Here is a 22,969-nt window from a genome sequence, read left to right on the forward strand (position 1 = left end):
CCGTGCCGCTTCCCTGGCGGGCCGTGCGGCAAGCTCGGTCGCCGCGGCGCTACCGCCGGCGCGCCGGGTTTCGGCGGCGCCGCGGAAACAGGAAGGCCCGGCACATGAGGTGGTTTGCCTCATGCACCGGGCCGCATGGTGCCGCTGTTGCGTGTCGTGCCGGATCGTCAGAGCGTGGCGGGCGCCGGCTCGGGCGAAGTGGGCGAACTAGGTGGCCTTCAAAGGTCCGGCGACCTTGTACGTACTGAGGATGATGCCGGACGGAAATGCTTGCGTGCTGACGAGCTCGAAGGAGCGTGGCGGGGTTCCTTCTGCAAAAAAGCGCTTGCCCTTGCCCAGCAGGACCGGATAGACGACCAGCAGGACTTCATCCGCCAACCCATGTTCGAGCAGCGTCGATGTCAGCGTGGAGCTGCCCGAGAGAACAAGGTTCGGGCCGTCCTGCGACTTGATGCGGCGAACGCCCGCGACGAGGTCCGGTCCAAAGCCCTCGAACGGGCCCCATGCAAGACTTTCCGGACGATGGGTAGCGACATATTTCGTCGCCGCATTGAGGGCGTCCGCCATCGGACTGCCCGGCGCCTTGGGCCAGAAGCCCGACCAGATATCGTAGGTGAGACGGCCAAGCAGCAGATCGAAGCTCGCGCCATACGCGGCGAGGATCGCATCCCGACCAGCAGGGGTCCGATAGGGCGCGGTCCAGTCGCTATAGGGGAAATCGCCGTCATCATCGGAGTGCTGGATCACGCCATCCAGCGAGATGTGTTCCATGATCTTGAGCTTTCTCATTGGAATCTCCGTGTTCCGGGGTTGGCGTTTCTATTCCGTTGGCATGACGAGGAATTCGCGCACCTCGACCGATGCGCGGCAAGCGACGACGGCTTTGCGGCCCCACGCCAGGGCCTCATCCATGCTGGCTGCGTCGAGTATCCAGAAGCCGCCGATGTATTCCTTGGCCTCGATGTACGGTCCATCGGTGACCACCACCTCTCCGCCGGGCCGCTTGCGCAGCGATTTCGCGAGGGACGCCGATTGCAGGCCGCCGGCGAAGAACCAGGCACCGGCAGCCGCCATCTCGTCATTGAGCGCCTGGATGTCGCGGACCATCGCATCGTCTTCAAGCGACGGGTCGTAGTTGTCGGGGTGGTGGATCGCCACCAGATATTGCGGCATGTCTGTTCCTCGGATGATCTGCAGGCTGACTGGTCACCGGCCTTCACTGCAGCGACGAACGGCCGCAACCGATTTCGACAACCGATCGGGATGTTGTTTCCGACCCCGGGCGTTTGCCGGGTAGCAGGCGGCGGACAAGGCGAAGCTCGGGGTGCCGAAAAAGCTCGGGGCGTGAGGGCCCGCCCCGGTCGCGCGTCATGCTCATTCCTCGATGGCTTCGACACCCTGTTGCCTGAGCTCTTCGATGCGATCGAGCATCTGCTTGAGCCGCCCGGGCGAATGACCCTGCCAATCCGCCACCTCGCCGACGACGCAGAACGGACTTCCGGAGCGATACGATCGGGTGATGTTGCCGGGGAATTTCTTGTCCGTCAGGTTGGGATCGTCCTCGATCGGCCCGGTGGGCTCCACGATGTCGATCCGCCCCCGCCCTGCCCCCACGGCCAGCTCGGCGCCCCCGGTGGCGACGTCCAGTGTCGCCCTGGCGTAAAGCACGATCTGGCAAGCGATCGCCGCGACTCTCGGCTACTGCCAGGTTGGATGCTGCCGCACGACGTGCGACGCGCTGCCCATGGGCAAACACGCGGGCAGCGCAAGATAGGTGGCCCACTCTTCACGCACACCGGGTTTCGTCCGGTGCGAGGGCTCCAACTCCTGCGCATTCACGTCTCTGTTGATGTCTCGCAGCTTCTCCACGTCGCGGACGATGGCATCGCCCATGATCGACAGCGTGACGTCGGATAACTCGGCGTGATCGCTGCAGGTCACCACATTGCCAAGGGCCCGCAGGCTGCTCAGCAGCAGGTTGATCTCGTCGACCTGATCCAGGGTGACGCCGAAGAGGAAGCGGTTGCCGGCCTCATCCGTCACCGGCTCGGCGGCATCCGGTTCTGCAGCTTGCGTGCAAGCCTCCGCTTCCGCTTCCGCTTCCTCCTCGGCCTTGGGTGCAGCCACCCGTTCGCCACGCTCGGCCGGCCAGGAGAGTTCGTCCAGCACCTGAGCGATCTGCTCCTCCAGCAACTCCATGCAGATCGCCACCTCGCCCGGGCGAATCTCCGAGAACCATTCCTGATCCTCGTCCGGCCTGCGCGGTCGCGCCAGGTTGGTCAGGAACCCCACGTACTCGCGTAGCTGCTTCAGCCGCAGTTGGCTGTCCTCCGGCAGGAAATAGCCCGTCGTTCCCAGATCATCCGAATCGAACGTCGACATGGTCGCCTCCTCGTTCCATGAAATGCCGTCGGAAGCAGGAGTCAGGGAAACAGGGGCAGAGTCGGCTCTACGCCCCTTCCTTCAACAAATGCATTCCGACGCCCGTTATCACCCCCACCATTCATGGCCATAATCCAACTATAAATTGCCCATGTCAACAACCATAAATGGCATATCCGCAAATGCGCGTGCGCAACAATGGACCGCACGTGCCAAGCCTCGCCGCGCGCAAGCGCGGGGACGATGCGACAACCAGGAATTGGAATGGCAGCACCCTACGAGCACTTCGCGAACCGCCTGCGCAAGGCGCTGGACCGGACCGATTTCGTTCCTGGGCGCGGAAGGACAAGTGCCCTGGCCGCCCGCTACGCGGTATCGCGGGAGACCGCCCGCAAGTGGCTCACCGGCCTCGCCCTGCCCGAGCTCCCACGCATCATCGAACTGGCCAAGGATTTCGACGTCAACCTGGAATGGCTCGCCACCGGACGAGGCCCCATCGCGCCGGGCGTGGGTGAAGCCAGCGCCCTCTATCGTCGCCTGAGCGACAACGAGAACCACCTGCTCGATGCATTCCGCAAGCTGCCCGAATCGAAGCGGCAGTTGCTGGTGAAGTTCCTTTCCTGAAGACGAGACAAAACAGTGTCGAGGACAATCAACGAATAGGGAAGAATGGTGGATTCAACTACGAAGTGCACCACGGTTGAAGGAAGCATCGAAGACTTGCTGTGGTGTACCGAAGCCTAAACGTTTTCGGGGCCGCCGGTTGATCTTGTCTTCAATCGCCTGGATGTCGGCATCGGTGTAAGCACCGAGATCGCACCGCTTTGGCAGGTACTGCCGCACCAATCCGTTGGTGTTCTCGTTGCTGCCGCGCTGCCACGAGGAGTACGGGTCGGCGAAAAAGCTCTTCGCGTGGAGGGCGATATCGATCACCGCGTGTTCGGCGAATTCACTGCCGTTGTCCCAGGTCAGGGTGTGCACGCGAGTCTGTAAGGGATGCAGGGCGTGGACGACGGCGCGCATGACCGTGTCCGCCTCGCCGTTGGGTACGCGACGCATCCGCAGCAGGCCAGATTTGCGGTCGACCAGGGTCACCACGCGCGAGAGCCCCTTGCCCACGATGGTGTCGCCCTCCCAGTCGTCCACCCGTTTGCGGCTTTCCACGATGGCCGGTCGCTCAGCAATACGCCGTCCACGGAAGCGCTGCCGCGGTGTGCCGCAACGATGGCGGCGCCGTTGCTTGCGGCAGCGCAGGTGCCGCCAGAGCTTGCCGCCACGCTGACGATCGGCCGCGATGTGTTGATAGATGCGTTCGTGGCTGATGGATACCTCGTTGGCGATCTGCGCGGGACTCCACTGCTCAGCGACCAGGCGTGCCTCCACAGCAACCCACTGATCCGGGTGAATCCGCGCCAGCGTGCTCGCAGCACGCCGCCGTGTTGCGCTCTGGCAATGGGCGGGTCGTGCTTGATACTTGCCTTCATCGCTTGCGTTACACCGAAGCTCCCGGCTGATCGTGGTCGCCGTGCGCTGCATCTGCGCACCGATCTCGCCGGCCGAGAAGCCACCGTTGTGAAGGTGCTGAATCTGGTAGCGTTCGTCTTGGCTCAGATGCGCGTAGCTCATGTGCAGTTCCACTTGGCGGTGAAGCTGTGCAGGCTACCGCGCCTGAGCCGCTCTACCGCATCGGGTGGTGCACTTCAGAATTGAATTCGCCACTCTTTGTCGTCAATTGCCTCCAATAGCGCCACTTTTTTCCGTTCGTGTTTGTTCCGTACTTACGGGCTCGGGCGGGAAAAATGTAAGTACGATGTTTCGCCGAAAGACGCTTTCGAACCCTTTGTACGGCAAGTTTTCGGTTCGCAACACGGCATTCACGACCGAACGTCGCCCCTGATCGTCATACGGGCAGCTTATGTCCGCCGTGGCACTCTCGACCTTGCCACCCGGCAACTGGACAACATTGACCCTGCATGTCGCCTTGGGCAAACCATCGGGTAAAAGCCAGTTCTTTGTCACCGCTGTTTGAATGGCCAATGCATAACCGTCCATGAGGGAATTTCCCGCCACACCGGGCGACCTGCTTATCGTCGCGGAGGCCTGATCCATCCGCTTCAAAAGCCCAGCCATCCGAGTCAACTCGCACTCTTTTACGGTCATCTCTGGTCTGCACTTGGATTCGCCACCAGAAGGAACATCGCTTTGCTGACCCGACGTACTCACTGCCAACCCAGCCAAACCGGCCGTCAGTGCAAAGTTCACCGGTTCCCGTACGTAACAGGCTACGGGCTGGCGATATCGGGTACAGGGCGCATACTTCCAGTTACTCACCGCGGCAAGAGCGCTGGCATCAAGTTCAGGGTACCCGCTGCTGCTCTCAACCTTCGCATCCTCGACCTCGCCGTTGGACTTCAGGAGGGCCAATACGACAACACGTCCTTGATGGCGTGCGGCAACCGCTTCCTTGGGATATTGCGCAGGGTGTGCGCGCTGATAGGTCAGGTCTATGCCTGCCGGCAGGATTCCTGCCGAAGGAGGGGGAGGGGCGCGCGGCCTGGTCGGATCCAGCATGGTTTGAGGTAGCGCGATCCCGCGCTTGGTCAACGTCGGCAGTATCCCTTCGACCCGCATCTGACTGGCGAGTAACTTGCTTGCTTCGAGCTGTGTCGGCGTCATCAAGCCGGCAACCACCTTGCGGTTTCTGGCGGATCCGCCGGCGACTCCGCTACTGGCATCAAGGGTGGGTGCGGAGAGCACGAGCAATGCATAACCCACCGCCACGTCCCTTGGCACTCCGCGTCCTGAGGCATACATGAGCCCGAGGTCGGTTTGCGCATAGGCGTTTCCGCCGGTGGCTGATGCGAAAAACCAACCCGCAGCCTTGGCGAAATCTTGTGCTGTGCCCAACCCTCTCAAATACAGCATACCCAGATTGCTCTGCGCAGCGACGTCCCCTTGCTCTGCGGCCTTGCCCAGCCACTCGAACGCCTTGGCGTAGTCCTGGTCACCGCCCTTACCATCCATGTACAGATGCCCAAGGCGGCTCTGGGCCGGACCAAACCCTTGAGTGGCAGCCTTGAAGTACCACTGACGGGCTTGAGTGACGTCCTTTGTTACACCCAATCCCTGTTGGTACATCGAGCCAATATCAGCCTGCGCGGCAGCAACTCCCTGGGTCGCCAGCGGCCGCAATTCGACGAGCGCGACAGCGTAGTCGCCGCGTCGGATCGCCGCTTCGCCTGCCACCAGATCGGAGGCATGCGCGGCTCCGACCATCCATAGCAACATGCAACCGAGGATCAGTCCCTTTGCTTTCATCGAAATACTCCTGCTCGCTTGCACATTGAAAGATGTCTACCACGCGTCATTCATCAGCTGCACGCGTCGCCATCCTAAAAAGGGGACTCCTAAAAAGGGGACGGAAGCAATTATCCGAGTTTAATTACCGTCCCTCATCGGCAGCTCGCCTTCTTGTCCTTCAGCAGCCACCATTGGCAGGCACGATCTTGAGATAGTCGACATCGATGTCTTTCGGAAGGTTGGGGTACGCCCGGGAGAGATATGCCCGGGCATCGTCAACGGTGATCGACGGATCGCGGGTGATGCCGAAGCGGCCGTCTCGCTGAAAAATGCCGATCGAACCGACGAAGGTGACCCTGCCCGGGTGCGCATGAAAGGCTGGAACACTGACGCCTTTTGTGACCACGAAGCTTTCGCCGCCGATACCGTCGGGCAGGATCTGGCCGATGCCATAGTCCTCCGTTCCAACGCGCGGCTTCAACTTGAGTACGATGAACTTGTTTTCCGACCACACGTTGGCGACATTGATGAGCCCCGTGCAATTCCACGACGAGTCGTCAAGCTCACCCTTGAACACCGACAATCTGACCCGCTCGGAAACTCCAAGAACGATGAACGTATCACCTTGTAAGTAGGGCAGCGTGGGTCGCGCCTGGCTATTTTGAATGCAGCCACTCAGTCCCGTCGTCATTGCCAGAAGCACGCACATCCAACTTGGTTTCACGTCAGGTCCTTGTGGCTAGTGGCCTATCCGGAAGAGCATCGAGCAGGGACAGAGCCACTTGATGGAACAAAAAAGGGGCTGAAACCTGGGCCAGAGTCGACTTCCAAGGGATCGAAGAACGGTGTCCGAAGAACGGTGTCAGGGACAATTTGACGACTCCTGTTGCCGCCCCGAAATTGTCCCTGACACCTTTTCGACACCTTTTCGGATTTTTTTTAGGCGGCTCGCGAGCGTTCTTCGTCCAGATTGATGGTCTTCAAACGCTCGCTGAAGAACATGACCTCATCTCCGACGTAGCGCCGCTGCGCCGTATAGTTCAAGCCGTAAGTGAAGGATGAGGAGAATGCATACATTTCCTGAATTTCATTCACGTTGTCGTAGGAAACTATCCAAGGCCTACGGAACCGGTTGCTAGCCATAAGCCGAGCTATTCTTGCGTGGTCCTCGTGTTTGTAGAAGTTGCGATACAAGCCTGCACCTTTGACGTAGTAGGGCGGATCTAGATAGACCAGGGACTTACTAGGAAGGAAATGATGGCAAGTCAGTAGAAGTGCATGCGCATCTTCTTCGTATACGTGCACACGTGTTGCTTGCTCCCCGATGCGCGTCAACCTTTGGCAAAGATCATCTCGCATGAACCGCGCGTCCAACTTGTATGCGCCGCTCTGCGCTTTTCCGCCAATCACTCCACCCTTGAGGATTCCTGAGCGATTAGTGCGATTCATGAACAATGTGGCGAAACCACGTTCCAGTTCGCTGGCTTGCGTGATGCCTAACATCACCGACCGCCAATGATGCCAAGCATCCATATTGACAGGCTGAGTTGCCACCATAGAAACGAGTTTCTTGTTCTGGTGTATGACTGATCGCCAAAAGACAGCAACCGCTGGGTCTACGTCATTGATGTGGATTGCATCGACCACGTTGTCCAACAAAAGGATGAGTGCAAGACCCGCCCCGCCGGCATAGGGCTCAAAGTAGTGCCCACCATCAAGCCCGTTGTCACGCATCAGGAGCTCGATCAAGGAGGCGAATCGGGCTTTGCCTCCCGGATACCGCAATGGTGTGTAAAGCTTGTTTGAGTACATAAAGATAGAAAGACCGAGTTAGGGAGAGCCTATTGGGCTACTTGAGGCGGCGCGATGTTGCCGCTACAGCTTTCTCGAACTCGTCAAGAAAGTGATCAACTACTACGGAATGATGAGCAATCCACGTATTGAGTATTCCCCACCGTTTCAACTTCTCCCAGTGGCCTGTCCACCAACTTTTGCTGGAATCCCGATCGTTACTTTGTCCGGTATTGTCCGGAAAGAACGCCGCCAAGAGCTTGTCGCTAGACGGGTTAGGCGGGCTTAGCTGGAGAAGTGCTTGTCGGAGGTGGCCGTCAGTTGCCGTTATCATTGAACGAATGAAGTTCTTGATGACGTTCTCAGGCGAGCGATCGGTACCGGAGGCTCCCGCCGGGCACGGTAGCTTCAACGTGTTCTTTCGTCTCGCTGCCCTTTCTGGTATCGAAGTATCGGCGTCAACGATCAATACCCGGTCTTTGAAAATGGGATCGTGATCCGGAAGCTTGATCAGGTTCGATCCGCCTACACCCAAGCCAATTGGCCGAATCCTTACGCCGTATTTGTTGCCAAGAGCGGCCTTCCTAGCGGCCGGAACCAAAGCATCGAAGAACTGCTTACCTTCTTCGTCTTCAAAGTACACACCGAGAACTGGCTTCGAAGCTTTGACGGGCATGTCCTCTCGAAGAGACATATCGTCGATGATGGCTTGGAGTGATTGATCTTCTGCGATGCGAGGAGTGGTTGTGTCCAGCAAATACACCACTGTATCCGGAGCGCGCCGATCCCCAGCCCCATCCGGATGAATTGCCTCAATCAGGCGCGGAGAATGCGTAGTAGCAATGATCTGCAAGTTAAGCTTCTTTGCATATGCCTTTAGATTTTTTGCGAGGCGATCAATTGCATGCGGGTGAAACCCGACGTCCAACTCATCGATGACCAAGAGGCCACCTCTATAACCTGCATCCTGCTCACGCTTAAGTTTGCTGAATGATGCGAGAGCTGTAGCGATACTCCCAAGGCTATCCTGACCCATCGACACGGCAAGGGCATCGTGATGCTTGTAGCCAGGTTGGCTGGTTCGCTTATTCGCGCCTTTAATACTTTGCTCGGTGACGTCAGTCGTGACCTCGACTCCAAGAATCACGGCATTCATGAAGTCAACCATGACTTTGCGATCATCAACATGCATAGTTGACTCACTGACTGCCACGTCGCGGTCATTAGCTTCGCCAATCGACGCAAGCCGACGAATGCCGAGGTAAAGCGTGGGAAGAGGGATCTTGGCATCTTGTCCGACCGGATCATTATCCGCTCGGTCGACGGTTCTCGGAACGACGCGCGCGCGCTTCTCTTTCACACGCTTTGTCATCGCGCATCGCTTCCTGACAATAACTCCTTCAACATCGGAGACAACTATTGGCTGAGAGGATAATTGTTTTTGCGAAGGCTCTACTTCGTCCAGGGCCAGATATACGATCTTCTCGATGTTCGCGTAGAAGTGATCGCCGAAGTAGCTCTTGGGCCCCTCCGTTAATCCAAAAGTGTTCGTGAGAAGTCCAAGAATCGTGGACTTCCCGATGCCATTGTGGCCTGCTATCAATGTCAACCTTTCGGCAATCGAAAGCTTCAGATTGGATAGCTTACGAAATGGGGGATGACCGAACTCGATCGACCGCACCAAGATCCTTGAATCGTTATTTGTTGCCACGATTTGGGTTTTTGCCATGATTCGAGCTCCCCTGCAGCTTCGTTGGCGTCCAGCTTGTCTTTCAGGATTCTAAGGCTTGTTACCCGTTCTTCCTCGACCAGCCCCACTCGCACTAACACTCATCAGTCAAACCAGCACCCCGCCTCATCATCTCGCGCTTTCTCGCTTTCTTACGCGCGTATAGAAGAGAGCGGGTTCATTCCGCGACCGTTTTCACCGGGTCAAACCATCGGCAACTTCAACCCCTGCTCTTTCGCACACTCCACCGCAATCTCATACCCCGCATCCGCATGCCGCATCACGCCAGTCCCCGGATCATTCCACAACACTCGCGCAATCCGCTTGTCCGCCTCAGCCGTGCCGTCGCACACGATCACGATGCCGGAGTGCTGCGAATACCCCATCCCCACCCCACCCCCATGATGCAACGAAACCCACGTCGCGCCCCCGGCCACGTTGAGCATCGCATTGAGCAACGGCCAGTCGGACACCGCATCGCTGCCGTCCTTCATCGCCTCGGTTTCGCGATTCGGTGAAGCCACCGAGCCGGAGTCGAGGTGATCGCGCCCAATCACCACCGGCGCCTTCAACTCCCCATTGCGCACCATCTCGTTGAACGCCAGCCCCAGCTTGTCGCGCAGGCCCAGGCCCACCCAGCAGATGCGCGCCGGCAACCCCTGGAAGCTGATGCGCTCCTTCGCCATGTCCAGCCAGCGGTGCAGGTGGGCGTCGTCGGGGATCAGCTCCTTCACTTTCTGGTCGGTCTTGTAGATGTCTTCCGGGTCGCCCGAGAGCGCGACCCAGCGGAATGGACCGATGCCGCGGCAGAACAGCGGGCGCACGTAGGCGGGCACGAAGCCGGGGAACGCGAACGCGTTCTCGCAGCCGACGTCCTTGGCCATCTGGCGGATGTTGTTGCCGTAGTCGAAGGTGGGGATGTCCTGCGCGTGGAACGCGAGCATCGCCTCGACGTGGGTCTTCATCGACAGCTTGGCGGCGCGCGCGGTGCCGACTGGGTCGGCCTTGCGGCGCTCGAACCACTGCTCCACCGTCCAGCCCTGCGGCAGGTAGCCGTTGACCGGATCGTGCGCGCTGGTCTGGTCGGTGACGGCGTCGGGGCGCACGCCGCGGCGCACAAGTTCCGGCAGCACGTCGGCGGCGTTGCCGAGCAGCGCGATGGATTTTGCCTCGCCCGCTTTGGTGTATTTCGCGATGCGCGCCAGCGCGTCGTCGAGGTCGCTGGCCTGTTCGTCCACGTAGCGGGTCTTCAGGCGGAAGTCGATGCGGCTCTGCTGGCATTCGACGTTGAGGCTGCACATGCCGGCCAGCGAGGCGGCCAGCGGCTGCGCGGCGCCCATGCCGCCGAGGCCGGCGGTAAGCAGCCACTTGCCCTTGAGGTTGCCGCCGTAGTGCTGGCGGCCCATCTCGACGAAGGTTTCGTAGGTGCCCTGGATGATGCCCTGCGAGCCGATGTAGATCCACGAGCCGGCGGTCATCTGGCCGTACATCATCAGGCCTTTCTTATCGAGCTCGTTGAAGTGCTCCCAAGTGGCCCAGTGCGGCACAAGGTTGGAGTTCGCGATCAGCACGCGCGGCGCGTCGGCATGCGTGCGGAACACGCCGACCGGCTTGCCGGACTGCACCAGCAGGGTCTCGTCGTCGTTCAGTTCGCGCAGCGCTTTCAGGATCGCGTCGAAACACTCCCAGTTGCGCGCCGCCCGCCCGATGCCGCCGTACACCACCAGCTCGGCCGGGTTCTCCGCCACCTCCGGATCGAGGTTGTTCTGCAGCATGCGGAACGGCGCCTCGCTGAGCCAGCTCTTGCAGGAAAGCTCGCTGCCGCGCGGCGCGCGGATGGTGCGGGTGGTGTCGATGCGGGTGGGTGCGGTCATGGACGAAGGCTCCGTTAAGACAGACCCCGAAGTATAGGCCAGCTGCCACGGCGACCCGGAGCCATGCTCATGGCGCGCTCGTCCGCGCATCGATGCCGGCATGCTTGCGCAGGGCCACCGCCGCGCGCATGCGCACGATGATTTTCGCGATCTGCGGGTCCTTGCCGAACTGCGCCTGCAGATGGTTGGCGGTGGCGTCCAGTCCCGGCCGTGGTTGTTGTTCCTGGATGGTCGCGCGCAGGATCCAGCCGTACGGGTTCTGCGGCTGCTCGCGGATCAGCTGGTCGGCCACGGCCCAGCCCTTGGCCCAGTCATGCGCCAGGTTCACGAACATGTCGCCGAGCTGGGGCAGCACATGCATGTCGTCCGGATCGATCGCCAGCAGCGCGCGGAAATCCTGTTCCGCATGCGCATAGTCGGCCTGCATTTCGTAGGCGTAGGCCCGTGCCCTGAGCGCGTCCGCATGGCGTGGCGACGCGGCCAGCAGGCGGCTCATGTCGGCGACGGCCCAGGCGGCCTCGTCGAAATCCACCAGCGCGGAGACGCGGTGGGTGCGCACGTCATCTTTTTCCGAGCCGAAACGCAGCGCCTCGGACAGGTAGATTCCCGGCACGGCCATGTTCCGGTTGCCGTCCGCCGCGAGGCCGGCCCGTTCGAGGTAAGTGATGCTGGCCAACTGGTCCAGCGCGGCCGGATACGCCGCCAGCTCGGCGTCCTGCGTGCAATCGCAGTTGTCCACCTGGTAGTACGGCCGCTCCGACAACATCAGCCGCATCAGCGGATTCGTGCGCGTATACGCCTGCGCTTGTGCGGCGAACCGGTCCATCGCGTCCAGCGAGCCGCCCCACTTCGGCTCCAGCGTCCACATCGCCATGCTGCGGATCGCGTAATCGTCCGGCGCCACGACCAGCGCGCTGCGGATCGCCGCGTCGGTGTACGCGCGACCGAAGCCGAGGCCACCGGCGTTGATCAGGGCGATATAGGCCGGTGTGAGCCTGGGGTTCAGCGCAATCGCCTGGCGCAGGTCGCTGTCGGCCTGGGCCAGCAGCTTGTGCATGGAGTCGACGCTGTCCTGCGGCGTGTCCTTCATGTATTGGGCTCCCCGCGCATCGCCGGCCATGGCCACGTAGGCCATGCCGCTGGCGGCGAGCGCGAAGGCGCTGTTCGGCGAATCGCGTTTCCAGGCATCGAGGGTCGGGCGAATGTCGAACGAGCCGTTTCGGAACGCTTCCTGGTAGATGCGGTCGAGCAGGCCGTGCGAATCCGGTTGGGTCTGCTGCGCCTGCAAGGCGGCGGCGAGACGGCGATCGAGCTCGGCGGCATGGCCCTGCTGGATCAGCGACTGCGCCTCGGCAAACGTGAGCAACGGTTGCATGCGGTAATGGCAGTACGCGGCCACCGCATCGTGCGACCAGTGACTGTCCGGTGGATCGGGGTAGGCCAGGCAGCGCTGCAGCGGATCGGCGATCGCCTCGGCTTTCTTCGCGGCAGCGAGGAACGCGTAGCCCTCGTCGCGGGTGAACTCGCGGGCGGCCGGCAGCGACGGAGGTGTGGGCTGTCGCGCCATCAGGAGTTGCTCCTGATGGCCGATCTGCGCATACACCGAATGGGCGATCCACACGCCTTCGCCGACGCCCAGCAGGACGATGGCCGCGATCAGCACACCGCGTTGCTTCGAGTTCATGCGCGCCTCCCCCAGGCCACCCGAACCTTGCCGATCATACTGCGCCACCGGCGGTTGTCGGGCAGCGCCGGCGTTCGCCTTGAGTAACGCCACGCTGCGGCACTGGCGACCCGGCGACGTTCGCAGGATGCTGCGATATCGCCACGAACGAGGAGCACGCCGATGCCACGCCGAACCGGGTTGCTGCTGTTGCCGTGGTCGATCGCCTGCACGTCCGCCGCGTTCGCGGCCACGCCGCCACCGGCCATGGACCAGCCGGCGTGCCAGGTCTGGCAGCGCGAGTTGTCGTTCGCGCAGAGCGTGCAGCGGCATGACGCGGCGGCATTCGCCGAGCACGTCATGGCGGACGCGGTGTTCGACGCTAACACGCCGCAGCCGACGCGCGGACTGGCCGCGGTGCGCCGGCACTGGGCCGCGTTCATCGCGGGCAGGACGCAGCGGGTGGACTGGTACCCGCAGCAGGTCGTGGCGTCGGGCGACGGCACGCTCGCGTACTCCAGCGGCGCGTACCTGTTCGAGAACCCGGCGCCGGGCGCGCAGCCGCGTTACGTGACCGGCCGGTTCGCGACGGTATGGCGCCGCGCCGGCGACGGCGCCTGGCGCGTCGCGTTCGACGGCGGCGACGCCGGCAAGCCGGCGGGCGACGCGGATGTCGCCGCGTTCCACGCCGGCCGCCAGCCCCGTTGCCCGGCCGCCGCCGGCACGAACTGATCCGCGCCGGCCGCTCGCCCGGCCCGTCATCGCGCCGATTGACCGCGCCATGGCGGCGGCACAGACTTCTCGCGGGAACCCCGGAGTGACCGTCACCAGTCACCGTGAGGAGGTTGTCATGCGTACCACAGGCTGGAAAAGACCGAGCTGGAAAAGCGGAGCCCTCGTCGCCGCTGCGCTGTTCGCCGGCGGCGGCGGCGTGCTGGCGGTGGAACACCCGGCAATGAGCGATGCGCAAATGATCGCGAGCGCGATGCACGCGGCACCGGCACGCGTCGCGAAGGGTGCCACGATCGTGGCGATGGGCGCGGATGGCACGCTGCGCACGCTGCGCAAGGGCACGAACGGGTTCACCTGCATGCCGGACAACCCGTCGACGCCGGGGCCGGACCCGATGTGCATGGACCAGAACGCGATGGAATGGATCAGTGCGTACATGGCGAAGAAAACGCCACCGGCCGGCAAGCTCGGCCTGATGTACATGCTGGCCGGCGGCACGGACGCGAGCAACACGGACCCGTACGCGCAAAAACCGGCCAGCGGCAACCACTGGATCAAGACCGGACCGCACGTGATGATCGTCGGCGCGGATCCGGCGTTCTATGCGAACTATCCGAAGAGCGCAGACCCGGATACGGGGGCACCGTACGTGATGTGGGCCGACACGCCGTACGAGCACCTGATGGCGCCGATCAAGTGAAGTACTGGAGCGAAGCATGCGCGATGCCGGCGTGGATCGTTCCCGCGCCCTGATCGTCTGGCCGGTTGAATCTGCCGCCCCGACCGGCCCGTTTTTCCCGTGCCATTGATGTCCGAAAACGGCGAGTCAGGCCATCGTGACGGTGCTAGCCTGCACCCATGAACGAACTGCCCACCCTGCCCGCACCGCATGTCTGCGAACAGGCCCGACTCAGCCGCGACGCGCGCTTCGACGGGCTGTTCTTCACCGCGGTCAGCAGCACCGGCATCTACTGCCGGCCGGTATGCCCGGCGCCGACGCCGAAGCGCGAGAACGTGCGTTACTACGCGAACGCGGCCGCCGCGGAAGCGGCCGGGTTCCGGCCGTGCCTGCGTTGCCGGCCGGAACTGGCGCCGGGCAACGAGCAGTGGCAGCGCGGCGATCACGTCGTCGCGCGCGCGTTGAAGCTGATCGAGGCCGGCGCGCTGGCGGAGCAGTCGCTGGACGACCTGGCGCTGCGCGTCGGCATCGGCGCGCGGCAGTTGCGCCGCCTGTTCGTCGAGCGCATCGGCGCGCCGCCGGTCAGCGTGCACACGACGCGCCGGCTGCTGTTCGCGAAACAGCTGCTGACCGAGACCGCGCTGCCGGTGACGGAAGTCGCGCTCGCATCCGGCTTCCGCAGCCTGCGCCGGTTCAACGCGGCGTTTGCGCAGGCGAACCGCATCGCGCCGCGCGAACTGCGCCGGCACCCGCGCGCGGCGGCCGGCGCGGCGCTGGTGCTGCGGCTCGGCTACCGGCCGCCGTATGCGTTCGATGCGCTGCTCGCGTTCCTGCGCACGCGCGCGCTGCCAGGCGTGGAACAGGTCGACGAACACAGTTATGCGCGCGTGTTCGGCCCGGCGAACGCGCCGGGCTGGCTGCGCCTGAGCGCGTGGCCGGGCGGCGAGCATGCGTTGCAGCTGCAACTGCACTGCCCGCAACCGACGCAGTTGCTCGGCGTGGTGACGACGCTGCGGCGGATGTTCGACCTGGACGCGAACCCGCAGGCGATCGCGGACACGTTCCGCCGCGACGCCGTGCTCGGTCCGCTGCTCGCGCGCCATCCCGGCCTGCGCCTGCCCGGCGGCTGGGACGGTTTCGAGATCGCGGTGCGCGCGATCCTCGGCCAGCAGATCAGCGTGGCCGCGGCGCGCACGCTGGCGACGCGCATCGTGCAGCGCTGGGGCGAACCGCTGCCGGCGGCGCCGCTGCCGGGGCTGGAACGGTCGTTCCCGACGCCGGCCGCGCTGGCGCAGGCAGACCTGCGCGAGATCGGCCTGACCACGACGCGCGCCGCGACGATCAGCGGCATGGCGCAGGCGCTGCTGGACGGCCGCGTGGATTTCCGCGCGGAGCAATCGCTGGATGCGTTCGTGGCGCGCTGGGTCGCGCTGCCCGGCATCGGCGAGTGGACGGCGCATTACATCGCGATGCGCGCGCTGAGCGACCCGGACGCGTTCCCGGCGGCGGACCTGATCCTGCGCCGCGAGGCGGCGCCGGATGCCGCGCCGCTGAGTACGAAGGCACTGACCGGACGCGCGGACGCGTGGCGGCCGTGGCGCGCGTACGCCGTCATCCACTTGTGGCGCGGCGCATCGGAAGCACCGTCGCCGGCACGCCGAAAAAAGCCGGAGGCGACCGCATGACGAACGAACCCGACACCGTTTACTACGACGAGATGGACAGCCCGGTCGGCACGCTGCGCCTGGTCGCGGACGGCCGCGGCCTGCGCGAGGTCTGGTTCGAGCGCGAACGCCATCCGAAAAAGGCGCACCCGGGCTGGGTCCGCGCAGCCGCGCCGCTGAAGTTCGCGCGCGTGCAGCTGGAGGAATACTTCGCCGGCGAGCGCCAGCACTTCGAGCTGCCGCTGCACCCCGTCGGCACGCCGTTCCAGCTGGAGGTGTGGCACGCGCTGGGGCGGATTCCGTACGGCGTCACGATCAGCTACGGCGAACTGGCCCGGCGCATCGACAAGCCGCTGGCGGTGCGCGCGGTCGGCGCCGCGAACGGGCGCAACCCGCTGCCGATCGTGCTGCCGTGCCACCGGGTGATCGGCGCGGACGGCAGCCTCACCGGCTTCGGCGGCGGCCTGCCGACGAAGCGTTACCTGCTGGATCTGGAAGACCGCATCGCGCGCGGCGACCTGTTCGGCTGAAACCGAAGCCCCGTGGGAGCGCCCGATCAGCCGCCGCTGCGTCCGGATGCCGGCAACGGCTGCGGCAGCACCCGCGGCAGCTCGCTCGCATCACGCGCGCGGTCGAGCAGATCCTGTTCCCGGGCCCGGTCGCGATCGCGTTGCGCCTGCTCGGCCTGGTCGAGCTGCCGCTGGGCGCGTGCATCCTTCGCCGCCGGAAGCTTCGCGTTGTCCGACACGCTCTGGCGGAGCTGCTGCTGCAGCTGGCTCTTCTGCAACTCGTCGCGTACCTGCTGCTGTTGGGCATCCTGCTGGAAGCGCACGCTCGGCGGCACCGGACGGATCACTGGCTGCGCGCCGGACTGCTGCCAGGCGCAGGCGGCGCCGAACGGGGCCAGCGCCAGCGCGCCGACGAGCAACGTGCGCCGCAGCGGGAAATATCCAACGATACGTGTAATGGTCATGGCGGTGCGCGATCATGCGATGGCTTGAATCCATCGTAAGGTCCCCTGCATGAAAATCCTGTTTCGCCTGCTGCTGTGTTCGCTGGCAGCATTCAGCTTCGGCTGCGCCACGCAGCGCCCGGCCCTGCCCGCCACTGCCTACGCGACGCCGACCGGCCAACCCGTCCCGCTGCTGCTGATCTCGATCGATGGCTACCGCCCCGACTACCTGCAGCGCGGGCTCAGCCCGACCCTGGCGATGCTGGCGCAAGGCGGCGTGCAGGCCACCTCGATGCAGCCGGCGTTTCCGTCGCTGACGTTCCCGAACCACTACACCCTGATCACCGGCCTCACCCCGGACCATCACGGCGTGGTCAACAACACGATGTTCGACCCGCAGCTGGGCAAGTTCTCGCTGAGCAGCCGCCACGCAATCAGCGACGGCCGCTGGTGGGCCGGTGGCACGCCGATCTGGGAGACCGCGGACCAGCACGGTCTGCGCACCGGCATCATGTTCTGGCCCGGCTCGGAGGCGGACATCCACGGCCATCGGCCGGACTACTGGAAGCCGTTCGACGGCAACGTCACACCCGACCAGCGGGTGGACCAGGTGCTGGCCTGGCTGGACCTTCCGGCCGCCGAGCGCCCCGGCTTCCTCACCCTGTACTTCGACGCGGTCGATCACGCCGGCCATCTCTACGGACCGGACACGGCGCAGGTGAACGCGGCGCTGCGCGAGACCGACACCGCGCTGGCGCGGCTGGTCGCGGGACTGCAACAGCGCGGCCTGTTCGACCGGATCAACCTGATCGTGCTGTCCGACCACGGCATGGCCGGCGTGCCGGAGGCGAACAGCGTGCTGATCGACCAGCTGGTCCCGCTCGACCGGGTGCACACGGTCAGCCTGGGCATCCTGGCCGGTTTCAACCCGGCGTCGGACAGCGCCGCGGCGCGCGCCGATTTCGCGCAGGTCGAACGGACCCTGGAGCAGCCACAGCCGCACATGCAGTGCTGGGACAAGACCCGCGTGCCGGCGCGGCTGGCCTACGGCAGCAACCCGCGCGTGCCGCAGCTGCTGTGCCTGGCGAACGTGCACTGGCGCATCACCACCAGCGAGCACGCGGCGAAACGCAAGGGCCGGCTGAGCCTGGGCGAGCACGGCTACGACAACGCCGAGCCGCTGATGCAGGCGCTGTTCGTGGCGCACGGCCCGGCGTTCCGCGTCGGCGCGCAGCTGCCGGCGTTCCCGAACGTGGACGTCTACCCGCTGATGACCCACCTGCTCGGCCTGCCCGCCGCCGCGAACGACGGCGACTACGACGCGGTGAAAGGCATGCTGAAGGCCGCCGCGCAATAAATCCCTGCAGGAACGCACCCTGTGCGCGATGGCTCGGGGGCTTGATCAAAGCCAGCAGCATTCGCGCACAGGGGCGCGCTTACCCCATCGCGCCCTTGCTCATCGGCGTCGGCGGCGTGGCCACGTCGGCCAGCGGCGGCAGGCGGAACAGTGCCAGCGCGATCGCGAGGCCGGCCAGCACCAGTAGGCCGACGAACAGCGCCACCCCGCTCCAGCCGAACGACGCGTAGAACAGCCCGCCGCTGGCGCCGGCGATGCTCGAACCCATGTAGTAGCAGAACAGGTACACCGACGCGGCCTGCGCCTTCGCCGCACCGGCGCGGCGGCCGACCCAGCTGCTGACGATGGAGTGGCCGCCGAAGAAGCCGAACGTGATCGCCACGATGCCGAGCATGACCAGCGGCAGCGGCCGCGCCATGCTCAACGCCACGCCGACCAGCATCAGCGCGAACGCCGTCCACAACACCTTGCGCCGGCCGCGCTTGCCGGCCAGGTGGCCCATCCACGCCGAGCTGAACGTGCCGATCAGGTAGATCGCGAAGATCGACCCGACCACCGCCTGGCTCAGCTTGTACGGCGGCGCCATCAGCCGGTAGCCGAGGTAGTTGTAGACGGTGACGAACGCGCCGAGCAGCAGGAAGCCCTCGACGAACAGCCACGGCAGGCCGCGGTCGCGGAACATGCCGGCGAAGCGCCCCGCCAGCGTGCGCCAGCGCAGCGGCTGCGCCATGAAATGCCGCGACGGCGGCAGCGCGCGCCAGAATACCAGCCCGGCCAGCACGCCGATCACGCCGACCACCGCCACGCCGATGCGCCAGCCGAAGAAGTCCGCCAGCACGCCGGAAATCAGCCGCCCGCCCATGCCGCCGACCGCGCTGCCACTGATGTACAGGCCCATGCCCAGGCCGATCGAGTCGGCGTCCATCTCCTCGCCGAGATAGGTCATCGCCACTGCCGGCAGCCCGCTCAGGGTCAGCCCGAGCAGCGTGCGCACCACCAGCAGCGCGGTCCAGTCCGGCATCGCCGCGGTCACCAGCACCAGCAGCGCCGAAGCCAGCAGCGAGGCCACCATCACCGGCTTGCGCCCCCACGCGTCGGAGACGCCGCCGGCGAACAGCATCGCGAACGCGAGCACGCCGGTGGTCAGCGACAGCGACAAGGCCGCCGCCGCCTCGCTCACCGCGTAGTGGCGACTGAACTCCGGCATCAGCGGCTGCACGCAGTACAGCAGCCCGAAGGTGGCGAAGCCGGCGGCGAACAGCGCGAGGTTGGTGCGCCGGAACGCGGGCGTGCCGTGGTGGACAAGCCCGTCTGCAGAATCGGTCATCGGCTCGCATCAATCCGGGGGAGCAGAGGCGCTCCCGTCCGCGGCGAGTGTAGCTCGCGCCGAAATGCCTGCCATCCGTGACCGGCGCCGCTCAGAGCCTGCCCCGGACTTGATCCGGGGGCGAGCGGGGCCGGATGCCGCGGGCGAAGAACGCCACAATCAGGCCGAACAGCAGCATCGCCAGCAGGTTCTCGACGAGGGAGAGTGCGCTGAAATGCGGCTTCGCCGCCGCGGACAGCGGCACCACCACGTACTCCATCACCACGAACACCGGCATGCCATAAAGCAGGCCGGCCGCGATCCAGCGCCGGCCCAGCCAGGCCATCCGCCCGGCGGCGAACACGAAGATCGCCGCAATCAGCAGCGACATCGCCCACTGCAGCAGCAAGCCCAGCGCCGCGACCGGCAAGCCGCCCTGGAACGCGGCACGACCGAGCAGGCCGCTGGCGATCGCGCGCAGGATGATGAGCGGATCGACCCGGTTGATCAGCGCCGCGGCAAGAATGTCGAGCGAGCCGGCGACGAAACCGCCGTAAAGGACGGCAAGCCTTGGCGAAGGACGGATGTCTGTCGGCATGGGTTTCTCTGCGGGCGGTCCGGAATGTTCCGGGATACGCCGTCGCCACGATGCCTGCACGTGCCAGCAGTCATGTCCTTCAGGCGCTGCGGTCGCCGCGCAACGCGCGCACTTCCTCGTCGTGCCCGGCCGCACCGCGCCCGCTGACCCAGCCGAACAGCGCGATGCCGACGATGATCGCCAGCGCGCCGAACGCGGCGTAGCCGTGCGGCCAGGCCTCGCCGAGGAACAGCACGCCGAGCAGCGTGGCGAACAGCAGCTCGGCCGCCTGCATCGCCTCCACCGCGGCCAGCGCGGTCGGCTCGCGGCGCACCATGTCGGTGGCGCGGAAGAACAGGATGGTGGCGATGGTGCCGGAGGACAGCGCCACGCCGCCGGCCAGCAGCGCCTCGCGCAGCGTCGGCGGGCCGACCGCGAACCACGCGACCAGCGCGAACGCCAGCCACAGCGGCCAGCTGCACAGCGTCATGCCGAACACCCGCTGCACCGCGTTGAGCCGGCTGTCGCAATGCTCCAGGTGCAGCAGCAGCCGACGGTTGCCCAGCGGATAGGCGAACGCGGACAGCACCACCGCGCCGATCGCCAGCCAGTCGCCGGCGTGCAATTGCCCCTGCGCATGGCCCCATTGCAGCGCGAACACGCCGGCCACGATCAGCGCGCCGAGCGCCAGCGTGTGCCACGCCAGCCGGCGCCGTTCGTCGCGATAGATCAGCGGCGCCAGCAGCGGCCCGGCCAGCACGGTGGTCTGGAAACTGCCGGCGACCAGCCACGACGGCCCGCTGCTCGCCGCCCAGGTCAGCGGCACGCCGAACAGCACGAAGCCCACGCTGCTCCACAGCAGCCACGGCCGCGCATGCCGGCGCAATTCGCGCGGCAATTCGCCCAGCCCACCTTGCAGCGGCAGCACCACGACCAGCAGCGGCAACGTGATCAGGTAGCGCAGGATCACCGCCCACGCCCAATGCCTGCCGCCAGCGACCAGGCTGCGGTTGAGCACGTAGGTGAGCGTGAAGAACAGCGCCGAGCACAGCGCCAGTCCCACCGCGGCAAGGGCATTCGTACGCATGCGGTGCCATCGGGCCAAACGTCGAGTGTGGCAAATCGCGCCGCGCCTGCGAAGCACCCGGGCACGGCAACGGTGGAGTGCATGCGAAACGCCCGCCGTTGCAGGCGGGCGTTCCGGTCAACCGATAGCGGACGAAAGGCCGCTCAGTTCCAGCGGCCGTTGCTGCCGCCGAGGCTGTAGCGGCCGGCGCCGAGCAGCATGATCGCCAATGCGGTGCCGAGGAACATGCCCTGCAGTTCCAGCGCCCAGCCGCCGGTGTCGGCCAGCGTGGCGAGCTGGCCCATGTGCACCAGCCCGATCGCCACCAGCATGTTGATCACGATGATCAGCCCGCCGACCCGGCTCCACCACCCGGCCAGCAGCAGCAGCGGTGCCAGCACCTCGCCGACATACACGCCGTAGGCCAGCATCGACGGCAGGCCGGCGCCGGTGACCACGCCGATGATGTAACCCGGCCCGTGGATCAGCTTGGACACGCCATGGAACAGGATCAACCCACCCAGCACGACACGAAGCACCAACTTGCCCAGATCCGCAGAACTTTGCATGGGACTCTCCCCCGGTGGTTTTCGGAAAACCGTCGTCGACGGCACGCAACGCGCACACAGGCTAAACCGATTGCCCGACCGCCGCACGGGCCGATCTCCGCGAGCGGCGCCCGCGCCTTCACGGCGAGGCGGCCAGCGGGCGCACGCGCAAGCCGTCGGCGATGCGGTCGTCCGGATAGGCGACCACCCGTTCGCCCTGGCGCAGACCCGCCACGATCTCCGTCGCGCCATCGCCCTGCATCCCCGGGGTGACCGCCGTCAGCCGCGCGCGGCCACCGGCCACGCGGTACACCGCCCAGCGCCGGCCATCGCGGAACAGCGCGCTGGACGGCACCTGCAGCACGTCGGGGCGACGCCCCACCTCGAACTCCACCTCGACGCGGTAGCCGTCGCCCAGCGACTCCCACTGCGCGCGCGGCGCGGTGATGTCCAGCCACACCAGGGTGCGCTGTTCCTCCACACCCAGCGCCGAGACCTTGGTGAAACCGCCCGGCTCGATCCGCGTCACCCGCGCCGGCAGCGCACCTTCGCCGCCCCAGCGCAGGATCCGCGCCGACGAACCCGGCCGCAGCGCGATCGCCTGCTGCGACAGCGCCTGCACCATCACCTCGAGCTGGCGCAGGTCGCCCAGTTCCAGCAGCGACTGCCCGGCCTGCACCGGCGCCGCGCTTTCCTGGAAACGATGCAGGACCACGCCGTCGATCGGCGCACGCAGCTCGACCACCTGCCCGCCGCTGCGGCCCTGGCCGAGCAGCAGCGCCGCCAGTGCCGCGCGCTGCTGCCCGGCGGCGCGGCGCTCGGCCTGCGCCGCCGCGGCCGCCGCGCGCGCGCGGGCCAGCCGTGCCTCGACTTCGTCGAGCGCGGCCACGCTCACCACGCCGGACGCGCCGAGCGCGCGCATGCGGCGCGCGTCGCGCGCGGCCAGCTCGGCATCGGCCTGGGCGGCCGCCAACCGTTGCTGCGCGGCCTGCATCGAGGCCTGCGCAGCCTGCTCCTCGGCCAGCAGGCGGGTGCGGTTGGCCGGGTCCAGCAGGGCACCCTGCAGCGGCTCGATCACCGCCACCAGCTGCCCGGCCTTCACCGCGTCGCCTTGCAGCAGGTCGATCCGCCGCAGCGTGCCGGCGATCGGCGCCGTCAGCACCCAGCGCCGCGGCAACTGCGTGCGGCCCTCTTCCTCGAACCGCTGCACCAGCGGGCCGCGCGTGACCGCCACCACGTCGAGTGGCCGCGGCGCGGACTGCAGCGCCCACCACGCCACGGCAACGACGGCGGCGACCGCGACGGCGGCAACGATCCAGCGGCGGTGCTTCACACTCATCAGGCAGTCC

General features: G+C 65.5%; 23 protein-coding genes. 6 read left to right on the plus strand and 17 right to left on the minus strand.

The features are described from left to right. Positions 1 to 207: 207 nt before the first annotated feature. The 4 genes from R2APBS1_RS11405 to R2APBS1_RS11420 all read right to left on the minus strand — a co-directional run bounded on the left by R2APBS1_RS11405 (position 208) and on the right by R2APBS1_RS11420 (position 2,382). Positions 208 to 789, minus strand: coding sequence for a dihydrofolate reductase family protein (locus tag R2APBS1_RS11405; protein ID WP_007511078.1), 582 nt, complete (start codon positions 787 to 789; stop codon positions 208 to 210). A gap of 30 nt (positions 790 to 819) precedes the next feature. Further along, positions 820 to 1,173 (minus strand): YciI family protein, encoded by a 354-nt coding sequence (locus tag R2APBS1_RS11410; protein WP_007511076.1) that lies wholly within the window; start codon positions 1,171 to 1,173, stop codon positions 820 to 822. Positions 1,174 to 1,374: 201 nt separating this feature from the next. Further along, positions 1,375 to 1,668, minus strand: coding sequence for an NAD(+)--rifampin ADP-ribosyltransferase (gene arr / locus R2APBS1_RS11415; RefSeq protein ID WP_007511074.1), 294 nt, complete (start codon positions 1,666 to 1,668; stop codon positions 1,375 to 1,377). Between the two features lie 30 nt (positions 1,669 to 1,698). Further along, positions 1,699 to 2,382, minus strand: coding sequence for an XAC0095 family protein (locus R2APBS1_RS11420; RefSeq protein ID WP_007511072.1), 684 nt, complete (start codon positions 2,380 to 2,382; stop codon positions 1,699 to 1,701). 264 nt (positions 2,383 to 2,646) lie between these two features. Between R2APBS1_RS11420 and R2APBS1_RS11425 the strand changes: the two genes are divergently transcribed. Beyond that, positions 2,647 to 3,006, plus strand: coding sequence for a helix-turn-helix domain-containing protein (locus tag R2APBS1_RS11425; RefSeq protein WP_007511070.1), 360 nt, complete (start codon positions 2,647 to 2,649; stop codon positions 3,004 to 3,006). 54 nt (positions 3,007 to 3,060) lie between these two features. Here R2APBS1_RS11425 and R2APBS1_RS11430 read toward each other — a convergent pair whose 3' ends face one another. The 7 genes from R2APBS1_RS11430 to R2APBS1_RS11455 all read right to left on the minus strand — a co-directional run bounded on the left by R2APBS1_RS11430 (position 3,061) and on the right by R2APBS1_RS11455 (position 12,760). After that, a complete protein-coding gene (locus R2APBS1_RS11430) occupies positions 3,061 to 4,008 on the minus strand; it encodes an IS30 family transposase (RefSeq protein WP_007511068.1) in 948 nt (315 codons plus the stop codon). 102 nt (positions 4,009 to 4,110) lie between these two features. After that, complete coding sequence (locus tag R2APBS1_RS11435; protein WP_015448049.1) at positions 4,111 to 5,700, minus strand: TonB family protein; 1,590 nt, start codon at positions 5,698 to 5,700, stop codon at positions 4,111 to 4,113. A 160-nt stretch (positions 5,701 to 5,860) separates the two neighbouring features. Next, positions 5,861 to 6,406, minus strand: a complete 546-nt coding sequence (locus R2APBS1_RS11440; protein ID WP_157769743.1) for a hypothetical protein — start codon at positions 6,404 to 6,406, stop codon at positions 5,861 to 5,863. 215 nt (positions 6,407 to 6,621) lie between these two features. Beyond that, positions 6,622 to 7,431, minus strand: coding sequence for a DNA adenine methylase (locus R2APBS1_RS11445; RefSeq protein WP_196801990.1), 810 nt, complete (start codon positions 7,429 to 7,431; stop codon positions 6,622 to 6,624). A 100-nt stretch (positions 7,432 to 7,531) separates the two neighbouring features. Further along, the gene (locus R2APBS1_RS19690; protein WP_015448052.1) at positions 7,532 to 9,202 is read right to left on the minus strand and encodes an AAA family ATPase; all 1,671 of its coding nucleotides are present in this window, start codon (positions 9,200 to 9,202) and stop codon (positions 7,532 to 7,534) included. Between the two features lie 203 nt (positions 9,203 to 9,405). Further along, positions 9,406 to 11,076 carry a urocanate hydratase gene (gene hutU, locus R2APBS1_RS11450; RefSeq protein WP_007511058.1) on the minus strand — a complete coding sequence of 557 codons (1,671 nt, stop codon included), beginning with the start codon at positions 11,074 to 11,076 and terminating at the stop codon, positions 9,406 to 9,408. Between the two features lie 67 nt (positions 11,077 to 11,143). Continuing rightward, positions 11,144 to 12,760, minus strand: coding sequence for a tetratricopeptide repeat protein (locus R2APBS1_RS11455; RefSeq protein ID WP_007511056.1), 1,617 nt, complete (start codon positions 12,758 to 12,760; stop codon positions 11,144 to 11,146). Between the two features lie 162 nt (positions 12,761 to 12,922). Between R2APBS1_RS11455 and R2APBS1_RS11460 the strand changes: the two genes are divergently transcribed. The 4 genes from R2APBS1_RS11460 (at position 12,923) to R2APBS1_RS11475 (ending at position 16,344) form a co-directional block, all read left to right on the plus strand. Next, positions 12,923 to 13,471 (plus strand): YybH family protein, encoded by a 549-nt coding sequence (locus R2APBS1_RS11460; protein WP_007511054.1) that lies wholly within the window; start codon positions 12,923 to 12,925, stop codon positions 13,469 to 13,471. A gap of 118 nt (positions 13,472 to 13,589) precedes the next feature. After that, on the plus strand, positions 13,590 to 14,171 hold the full coding sequence (locus R2APBS1_RS11465) for a hypothetical protein (protein ID WP_007511052.1): 582 nt from the start codon (positions 13,590 to 13,592) through the stop codon (positions 14,169 to 14,171). Between the two features lie 158 nt (positions 14,172 to 14,329). After that, positions 14,330 to 15,835, plus strand: coding sequence for a DNA-3-methyladenine glycosylase 2 (locus R2APBS1_RS11470; RefSeq protein ID WP_015448054.1), 1,506 nt, complete (start codon positions 14,330 to 14,332; stop codon positions 15,833 to 15,835). Continuing rightward, a complete protein-coding gene (locus R2APBS1_RS11475; RefSeq protein ID WP_015448055.1) occupies positions 15,832 to 16,344 on the plus strand; it encodes a methylated-DNA--[protein]-cysteine S-methyltransferase in 513 nt (170 codons plus the stop codon). The genes R2APBS1_RS11470 and R2APBS1_RS11475 overlap by 4 nt, the downstream gene beginning before the upstream one ends. A 26-nt stretch (positions 16,345 to 16,370) precedes the next feature. Here R2APBS1_RS11475 and R2APBS1_RS11480 read toward each other — a convergent pair whose 3' ends face one another. After that, positions 16,371 to 16,787: a hypothetical protein gene (locus tag R2APBS1_RS11480; protein WP_007511047.1), complete on the minus strand. Its 417-nt coding sequence runs from the start codon at positions 16,785 to 16,787 to the stop codon at positions 16,371 to 16,373. A 49-nt stretch (positions 16,788 to 16,836) separates the two neighbouring features. Between R2APBS1_RS11480 and R2APBS1_RS11485 the strand changes: the two genes are divergently transcribed. Continuing rightward, a complete protein-coding gene (locus R2APBS1_RS11485) occupies positions 16,837 to 18,123 on the plus strand; it encodes an alkaline phosphatase family protein (protein ID WP_007511045.1) in 1,287 nt (428 codons plus the stop codon). Between the two features lie 79 nt (positions 18,124 to 18,202). Here R2APBS1_RS11485 and R2APBS1_RS11490 read toward each other — a convergent pair whose 3' ends face one another. The 5 genes from R2APBS1_RS11490 to R2APBS1_RS11510 all read right to left on the minus strand — a co-directional run bounded on the left by R2APBS1_RS11490 (position 18,203) and on the right by R2APBS1_RS11510 (position 22,959). Beyond that, entirely contained in the window at positions 18,203 to 19,450 is a 1,248-nt protein-coding gene (locus R2APBS1_RS11490; RefSeq protein WP_007511043.1) for an MFS transporter, read from the minus strand. Between the two features lie 91 nt (positions 19,451 to 19,541). Then, complete coding sequence (locus R2APBS1_RS11495) at positions 19,542 to 20,087, minus strand: hypothetical protein (protein ID WP_236100216.1); 546 nt, start codon at positions 20,085 to 20,087, stop codon at positions 19,542 to 19,544. Between the two features lie 19 nt (positions 20,088 to 20,106). Continuing rightward, positions 20,107 to 21,093, minus strand: coding sequence for a multidrug resistance efflux transporter family protein (locus tag R2APBS1_RS11500; RefSeq protein ID WP_015448056.1), 987 nt, complete (start codon positions 21,091 to 21,093; stop codon positions 20,107 to 20,109). A gap of 143 nt (positions 21,094 to 21,236) precedes the next feature. Continuing rightward, positions 21,237 to 21,641: a DoxX family protein gene (locus tag R2APBS1_RS11505; RefSeq protein ID WP_007511037.1), complete on the minus strand. Its 405-nt coding sequence runs from the start codon at positions 21,639 to 21,641 to the stop codon at positions 21,237 to 21,239. A 118-nt stretch (positions 21,642 to 21,759) separates the two neighbouring features. After that, positions 21,760 to 22,959: an efflux RND transporter periplasmic adaptor subunit gene (locus R2APBS1_RS11510; protein ID WP_015448057.1), complete on the minus strand. Its 1,200-nt coding sequence runs from the start codon at positions 22,957 to 22,959 to the stop codon at positions 21,760 to 21,762. Positions 22,960 to 22,969: the final 10 nt, after the last annotated feature.

Source organism: Rhodanobacter denitrificans, from assembly GCF_000230695.2.
Classification (GTDB): Bacteria; Pseudomonadota; Gammaproteobacteria; order Xanthomonadales; family Rhodanobacteraceae; genus Rhodanobacter; species Rhodanobacter denitrificans.

Bases quoted from the DNA above. Each gene is read 5' to 3' on its own strand.
- R2APBS1_RS11405 (WP_007511078.1), bottom strand. From the start codon at position 789: ATGAGAAAGCTCAAGATCATGGAACACATCTCGCTGGATGGCGTGATC.
- R2APBS1_RS11410 (WP_007511076.1), bottom strand. From the start codon at position 1,173: ATGCCGCAATATCTGGTGGCGATCCACCACCCCGACAACTACGACCCG.
- R2APBS1_RS11420 (WP_007511072.1), bottom strand. From the start codon at position 2,382: ATGTCGACGTTCGATTCGGATGATCTGGGAACGACGGGCTATTTCCTG.
- R2APBS1_RS11425 (WP_007511070.1), top strand. From the start codon at position 2,647: ATGGCAGCACCCTACGAGCACTTCGCGAACCGCCTGCGCAAGGCGCTG.
- R2APBS1_RS11430 (WP_007511068.1), bottom strand. From the start codon at position 4,008: ATGAGCTACGCGCATCTGAGCCAAGACGAACGCTACCAGATTCAGCAC.
- R2APBS1_RS11435 (WP_015448049.1), bottom strand. From the start codon at position 5,700: ATGAAAGCAAAGGGACTGATCCTCGGTTGCATGTTGCTATGGATGGTC.
- R2APBS1_RS19690 (WP_015448052.1), bottom strand. From the start codon at position 9,202: ATGGCAAAAACCCAAATCGTGGCAACAAATAACGATTCAAGGATCTTG.
- hutU (WP_007511058.1), bottom strand. From the start codon at position 11,076: ATGACCGCACCCACCCGCATCGACACCACCCGCACCATCCGCGCGCCG.
- R2APBS1_RS11455 (WP_007511056.1), bottom strand. From the start codon at position 12,760: ATGAACTCGAAGCAACGCGGTGTGCTGATCGCGGCCATCGTCCTGCTG.
- R2APBS1_RS11460 (WP_007511054.1), top strand. From the start codon at position 12,923: ATGCCACGCCGAACCGGGTTGCTGCTGTTGCCGTGGTCGATCGCCTGC.
- R2APBS1_RS11465 (WP_007511052.1), top strand. From the start codon at position 13,590: ATGCGTACCACAGGCTGGAAAAGACCGAGCTGGAAAAGCGGAGCCCTC.
- R2APBS1_RS11470 (WP_015448054.1), top strand. From the start codon at position 14,330: ATGAACGAACTGCCCACCCTGCCCGCACCGCATGTCTGCGAACAGGCC.
- R2APBS1_RS11475 (WP_015448055.1), top strand. From the start codon at position 15,832: ATGACGAACGAACCCGACACCGTTTACTACGACGAGATGGACAGCCCG.
- R2APBS1_RS11480 (WP_007511047.1), bottom strand. From the start codon at position 16,787: ATGACCATTACACGTATCGTTGGATATTTCCCGCTGCGGCGCACGTTG.
- R2APBS1_RS11485 (WP_007511045.1), top strand. From the start codon at position 16,837: ATGAAAATCCTGTTTCGCCTGCTGCTGTGTTCGCTGGCAGCATTCAGC.
- R2APBS1_RS11490 (WP_007511043.1), bottom strand. From the start codon at position 19,450: ATGACCGATTCTGCAGACGGGCTTGTCCACCACGGCACGCCCGCGTTC.
- R2APBS1_RS11500 (WP_015448056.1), bottom strand. From the start codon at position 21,093: ATGCGTACGAATGCCCTTGCCGCGGTGGGACTGGCGCTGTGCTCGGCG.
- R2APBS1_RS11505 (WP_007511037.1), bottom strand. From the start codon at position 21,641: ATGCAAAGTTCTGCGGATCTGGGCAAGTTGGTGCTTCGTGTCGTGCTG.
- R2APBS1_RS11510 (WP_015448057.1), bottom strand. From the start codon at position 22,959: ATGAGTGTGAAGCACCGCCGCTGGATCGTTGCCGCCGTCGCGGTCGCC.